This is a genomic window from Corallococcus exercitus, from assembly GCF_003611585.1.
In the GTDB taxonomy this organism is placed as follows: Bacteria; Myxococcota; Myxococcia; order Myxococcales; family Myxococcaceae; genus Corallococcus; species Corallococcus exercitus.
The window spans coordinates 1-403 of record NZ_RAVW01000932.1; the positions used below are offsets into that span (position 1 = coordinate 1).

Annotated in this window: 1 protein-coding gene; it reads right to left on the reverse strand. The window is 56.3% G+C overall.

The annotated features are described in order from the left end of the window. Positions 1-3: 3 nt before the first annotated feature. Positions 4-369, reverse strand: a complete 366-nt coding sequence (trxA, locus tag D7W79_RS42935; RefSeq protein WP_002513226.1) for a thioredoxin — start codon at positions 367-369, stop codon at positions 4-6. Between the last annotated feature and the right edge of the window lie 34 nt (positions 370-403).

A 403-nucleotide genomic window follows, 5' to 3' on the forward strand; every position in this document is an offset into this window, starting at 1 on the left:
GTGTCAGCCCTGGTTTTGGGCCGCGGCCTGCTTCTTGAGATCCTCGACGTCGATCTCCTTGACCTTCTCAATAAGCTCATCAAGCTGGCGACCTTGCAGCAGGCCTGACTGGCGGAAAACAAGGTATCCGGCACGGAAGGCCATGATCGTCGGGATGGAGGTGATCTCCAGACCGGCAGACAGTTCCTGCTGGTCCTCGGTGTCGACCTTGGCGAAGGTCACGTCAGAGTGACGTCCACTGGCGTCCTCATAGATTGGTGAAAACCGCTGGCATGGTCCACACCAGGAGGCCCAGAAGTCAATGAGAACGACATCATTGGAATCGATGGTCGAGGAGAAGTTGTCTTTAGTCAATGCGACGGTAGCCACGTTGTACCTCCCGGTAATTGCTTGGGTTCGGTCG